This window comes from Lentimicrobium sp. L6, assembly GCF_013166655.1.
In the GTDB taxonomy this organism is placed as follows: Bacteria; Bacteroidota; Bacteroidia; order Bacteroidales; family UBA12170; genus UBA12170.
The window spans coordinates 60704-66703 of sequence record NZ_JABKCA010000021.1 but is presented as its reverse complement, the minus strand read 5'-3'; the positions used below and the strand labels follow the sequence as shown (position 1 = coordinate 66703).

The following is a 6000-nucleotide window of genomic DNA, read 5'->3' as shown; positions in this document are numbered from 1 at the left end:
GGGATAAGAGCATGCTTCTCTTTTTCTTTTAAATCGTAAATGGGTTCATCAAGAGGAACGTTAATATGTACCGGCCCTTGAACTGGATTTTGACCCGCTTCTATGGTTTCAAAAACTAATCTTTGAAAGTCTTCTTCATCCTTTTTAGATTGAATATCTTCAGGCAGCTGCACAGATTTTCTAATGAAATTATGATACACGTTTTGCTGAACAATAGCTTGGCCATCGCCTTGATCTATTAGATATTCGGGTCGGTCTGCCGATAGAACAATTAGAGGAATCTGCTGATAATAAGCCTCAGCTATAGCTGGAGCATAATTGAGTAGGGCAGTGCCAGAGGTACAATTGAGCACCACGGGACAACGAGATTTTTGAGCCAAACCCAAAGCAAAAAAACCAGCGCTTCTTTCATCAATAATGCTATGGATATTAAATTCGGGATATTCCGGAAAGGTGAGCATCATGGGAGCGTTTCTACTGCCAGGAGAAATCACTATGTCTTTAATGCCCTCTTGAATAAATATCTGTACCAAAAGTTCCAGGCCGGGTTTATTAGAAATCATAGGCAAATTTCTGTTTTTTTACTTGATGATGCAAGGATTTTTTTGACAGGAAGTTTGAAGGTTGAATCTCGAAGCGATCGAAGAGTCAAAAGCCGAATTCCAAAATTCTATTCTTTCACAAATTTTATAATCTGTTCATTATCAATTTTAGAAAAATAAACACCTGGTTCAAGACTTTCTACATTTATTTGGATCTTTGAAGAAGAATGCCTGCTTTGTATTAATTCTCTGCCTGAAATATCAAAGATTTGAACAAGTTCGATATCTTGAGAGCAGCGCAAGTTAAGTAGTTCTGAGCAGGGGATAGGGAAGACCTCTATTTGATGGTGGCTGTTGTTGTATTCTGAAATGGCCAAAGGTTCTCCAATAGTCCAGTTACTTCCAAAGTGATTGTCTAAAGAATCAGCAATTAAACTGATATAATCATCAGCTTCTAATAGCACAGGCCAAGGCTGTTCTGGTAAAAATTTAATATGATCAATTATTATCCCATGTTGGTTTAAGAGAACTACCTTTTCTCCTTCGTTGGAGAGCTTTCCTGAAGTCCATTCAAATAGTTGTCCCGGAACATGGCTAAATAAGCTTTTATCCTTAGCTATTAGTATTTTTTCGTTGGCTTCTAATTGGGTTCCATTTGGAAAGGTAAACTCAATCCCAATAGATAACTGATAATTACTGATATCGATAGTAATATCTGAGGAGTTATGAATTCTGATAAATTCTTTATCTACATTCCAAGGGTGAAAATAATAAAGGTCGGAGATATGGACTTTCTTCTCCTTATTTAAAGCAGAATAAGGAGCGCCCAGATCTTCTCCATCTAGGCCAGCATTAATAGCTCCAGAACCAGAAAGTAATTGGAAATTATAGAAATCAGGGTTGCTAAATTGAGGATTCATCCACTGGTTACTAGCTCCTAACATGGCATCATTATCGTAAATATTTTGTTCGCTTAAAGCTATGGAAACATCATCCACTTTTATTGGGCTTTTGCTGGAATTGGAAAGAATAGAATTTTTGATATCTAAGAATCCCCCTCCCGCACCAATGTTTTTTTCAAAAACAGATGCTGCATGAACATTGGCATAGAAGGTATTATGATTAACGATTCCTTCTCCTAGATCTTTAATTCCAATTCCTAAGTTACAGTAAGTTATGGTATTGTTTAGCATTATTGCAGTTGAAGATTGTCCTATGGAAATCCCCTTATCTGTGATTTCATCGATATGACAATTTTCAATCAGGATGTCTTTACTATCTTCTCCCAAATCTATTCCATCGCTATTAGAACCGTAAAATTTTTCAATAGTTGAGTTTCTTATGATACCATTGGTAACCCCATCATAGTCAATGGCATCTGTATCAACTTGTTCGTTCCCAATAAAGTGACAGTTATCGATGATACAATCTCCATATTTAACATTGATTAAATCTCCTGTAACTTTTGAATGAAGTAGGCTATTGTTCAGACTAATATTGGATTGATGAGCATAAATTGGGCTATCAAAATTATCATCTAGGAGCAGATGATCCATAATGACCTCACTATTAAAAATGGAAATGGCCGCCTTATGGAAAACGGGATGGAGGCCTGTGGATGCGTCTCTTATTTCTAGGTGTGTCAAATGACTGGGACTACTGGCATTGTCAAACAATAGAATGTTCCAAGAGTCTGCACCATATTCTTGATTGGCTTTGAAAATTACGGGTTGTGATTCGCTTCCATTTACTTGTAGATCTCCTTGAACCCTCATGCCTGCGTTTTCTGGAAACCAGATTTCCACACCTGGATCAATGCTTAAAGATATATTTGGCATGATATTTAAATCCCCAGAAGCCAAATATGGAGAGCAGTCTATACTTAAAGAGGTATTCTCAGTAATTTCTAAAGGCAACAGGCAAGCATCGGTACTTTGGTAATTGGCGATAAAGCCAGAGTCAGATTCTAGGCTAATATCTAGAATTTCTTCTGTGGAAATAAAAGCATTGGAGATGCCACTAACCGTAAAAGACAAATCAAAGCTGATATCACCACTTTTGTGACTGATTTGATGGATTTCAACAGCAATCACATTTTGGCTTTCTAAGCTCATATCTTCAAATGTATATTCAATTAAATCATCTTCATCAGAGCCTAAAATGTTTTCCAGAGCTCTGGTTCTGTAATTAATATCGCCTTCGGGCATATTGTTTCTAATGATTTCCGTTCCATTGAGGTATACAATAATCCCATCGTCTCTTCTTAGTTTTATATGACCGGTGATGGATTCAGCAATTTCTTGATATTCAAATGATTTTCGGAAATAGCTGGTAATATATTTGTCATCTTCATCACCACCATAGGAAATTATTGTGTTTTCGTCTTCATCACCGTAACCTAATTCTGCTTGACCTATAGACCAAGACGAGTCATCAAAATCGCTTTCCTTCCAGGTGCTTCCTAAGTCTTCACCTAAATCGTGATATTTCCAATCGTCTTCCAAATTAATTAGGGAAGTATTAAATATGGCATTCCATCCTTGAAATTCAAATCCTGGATTTGTTTCTGCTTTAAGTTGAAAAGTCATATCCTGAAAATATGGGCCTTGCCAAGGTTGAGAAGGGATTGTGAAGTCGTCGATGTAAATATTTCCAGCATTATTAGGAATGCAGTTGGTTTGGAGCTGGTGAATAGGACCCATCCCAAAAAACTCTTGCAAGTCTTCCATGATAAACTCGTGCCTCTCTTGGGCAAATTCTTTAATAACTTCTACTTCTTCTTCCCAGAATTCTACACTTTCAATGCCATCCCCATAAACAGAAGTAGTTCCAGAATATTTATCCACATGATAAGGGATTTCTTGGTCTATAGTGGCTGCAAATTCATCAATAAGAGGCAATAAGCGTTGAGGATGGTAGGAGGTGAAAATATGGTCGTTAAATCTTTGTACAAAGAATTGAGCATATTCCTCATTTTGAAAGATGCTCTCGAACCAATATTGGGCAAAGTCATAATAATTGTCTTCCGAAGGAACTGCAAACTCAGTAATGGAGTAATTCGATTCAATAAATGCACGATCTAAATCAGCAAATATAAACTGCCATTTCCCTCCTTCTTTAGGTTTCCAATAATTAATATTATGTCCCCAGCTGTAATTGGCTGACCATATTTGAGTGATCCAATAATTGGTGAAATTTTCCAGATCTACTTTATTTGATAGGGATTGAAAATTACTTTCTATGCTAAGGTCATTATTAAATAATGTCTCCATTTCTAAGTATTGTTCATCACTGCCTTCCTCAATTTCTCCTTCATTTTTAATTAAATCATAGCTACCGGATTCCATATCATAGGTGGTTTCAATAAAACCATCATCAATTCTTGAACGAATATTATGGATTCCTAAATATTCTCCATTTATAAAAACTATACTAGGCCTAAAACCTTGGTGAGGAATATGGGTGTTTTCTTGGGCCATCTCCTGTGCTAATCCATCTCTAAATATCGTTTCGGACCAATCGCTACCACTTGCGCGTAGTATGATTTCATTATATGAATTCCTTTCTCTATCATCAAAAACAGGATAGTCTAAACTATTATTTCCATATTCTTTTCTAAAATAGATGCCCAGCATTTTCTGGGGCAGTTGCCAACTAAACTTCCCATTTACTTTAACGCCTGCTATTTCATTAAAGACAGAGCGGTTGTTATCATTGTTTTCAAAGAGTTCTATGTTTATCGGATATTCCCATTCAGGTTTGAAGTCTTGGACATAAATACCATTATCATCATCCCAAAAATATTCATCATCACAAACCAAAGACACTATGGGTAGTTCTCTATCCAGTAAGCTATCGTCGAAGAAGTAGGAATGGGTGATAATAGGCCCCGGAATGTGCTGCGATTGGAATACCCGAGCACGAAGAAAAGTAGTATGGCTAATGGGGATGGCTTGAGAATATAATGGGTCGTCGATAGCAGGAGTGGAGCCGTCAGTGGTATAATGGATTTCCCCGCTGATACTACTTAACTCTACCCATTGTTCGGTCTGGTAAAATCCACCCTTAATGGAGAACTTGGGCTCGTAATAGGTGATGCCAATAAATGGAGTGGAGGCATTATTTGAAGAAGCAGGACTAGGACTACTAAACCAATATAAAGAAGAAGCACCATCTATATGACGGCCATAACTGATATTTGTTTTTTGGGCTGGAAAAACAAGGCTGTCTACCATGTTTTGATTTTCGTCGAATAAGCCAATTTCTTCTCCATCGCTACTTAATTTAAATGAAGTATGAAGGCCTGTGTCTTGGCCATCTGCCCAAATTATCAAAAATCCGTGAGCGGGAATAGTAGTTCCTGATGGAAAAGACCATTTGCCGGGTTCATCTAGGTTATCTGTAAGTGAATAATTGGAAAGGTTCACTTCGCCAGATGAGTTGTTATAGATTTCTACCCAATCGGAACTTTCGTCAAAGTCAGGGTCATAAATAATAGAAGAATTCGCCGCCATTAATTCATTAATGGTAAGTTGGGCTTTGATAGGTTGGTAAATGAAAATAACTAGTAGGATTAAAATAATTTTAAGTATTCTCATAGCTGGCAAATATATGAAATAATCTTTTTAGGCTTGTAATGTAACATGTCAGTAAGAAATTCTATTGAATTGCTTTGAACAGCTACTCATTAGCCCAGGGCAAACTCATACTTTCAGTTTTAATTAAAAAATCAACGATTAAATTAAAAAAAGAAAAAGCTGTCCACTAATTCCACAAGTTTTCACGGATTATTTCTACAAAGAGAGTATAGCAAAGCTGAACTTTGTTTGCAATCTGTGTTAATTTGCGGAAATCTGTGGACAAATTAAAAGTATGCGTTTGCCCTGCTAATTAGCCTGCCTTATGCACTTTGATTAAACCCATCGATTAATTTAAAAGCTTTTTCTTTATCTGATTCTAAGTTTTTTAACTTTTAATGTGGCAAAGCCGCCGGAAGAAACTTGCCAAGGAGCAATCGTTCCCATCAATTGATCTTTTAAATTAGCGATAATTCCATTATCGATAAAAATCTGGTTTACCAGTTCTGCCTCCATTGGTTTTCCTTCAAATACTGTAATTAATTTTGAGTCCATATATTTCTTGTTTTTTCTATAGATAGTTTCTTTAGTAGTTGCTTGAACTCTGGATCAGGGAGGTGTTGTCCGATAATGATTAATTTTTTTCAGCTTGATTCCATTTGTTGAGAAGATCTAGTTTTTTCTCTTTTGATAATGCTGAATCTATCTTTGATTTCTTAAATGGGATAAGAGCATGCTTCTCTTTTTCTTTTAAATCGTAAATGAGTTAATCAGGAGGAACGTTAATATGTACAGGCCCTTGAACTGGGTTTTGACCCGCTTCATGGTTTCAAAAACTAATCTTTGATAGTTTTTTTCATCCTTTTTAGATTGAATATCTT

3 protein-coding genes are annotated in these 6000 nt (G+C 36.4%); all 3 read right to left on the bottom strand.

Translation table 11 applies throughout. The annotated features are described in order from the left end of the window. A partial coding sequence (locus tag HNS38_RS07335; RefSeq protein WP_253939366.1) for a thiamine pyrophosphate-binding protein occupies nucleotides 1-563 on the bottom strand: 563 nt, incomplete at its 3' end. Between the two features lie 107 nt (nucleotides 564-670). Further along, nucleotides 671-5140, bottom strand: a complete 4470-nt coding sequence (locus HNS38_RS07330; protein ID WP_172346210.1) for a lamin tail domain-containing protein — start codon at nucleotides 5138-5140, stop codon at nucleotides 671-673. A 348-nt stretch (nucleotides 5141-5488) separates the two neighbouring features. Continuing rightward, the gene (locus HNS38_RS07325) at nucleotides 5489-5674 is read right to left on the bottom strand and encodes a hypothetical protein (protein ID WP_172278561.1); all 186 of its coding nucleotides are present in this window, start codon (nucleotides 5672-5674) and stop codon (nucleotides 5489-5491) included. Nucleotides 5675-6000 lie beyond the last annotated feature (326 nt).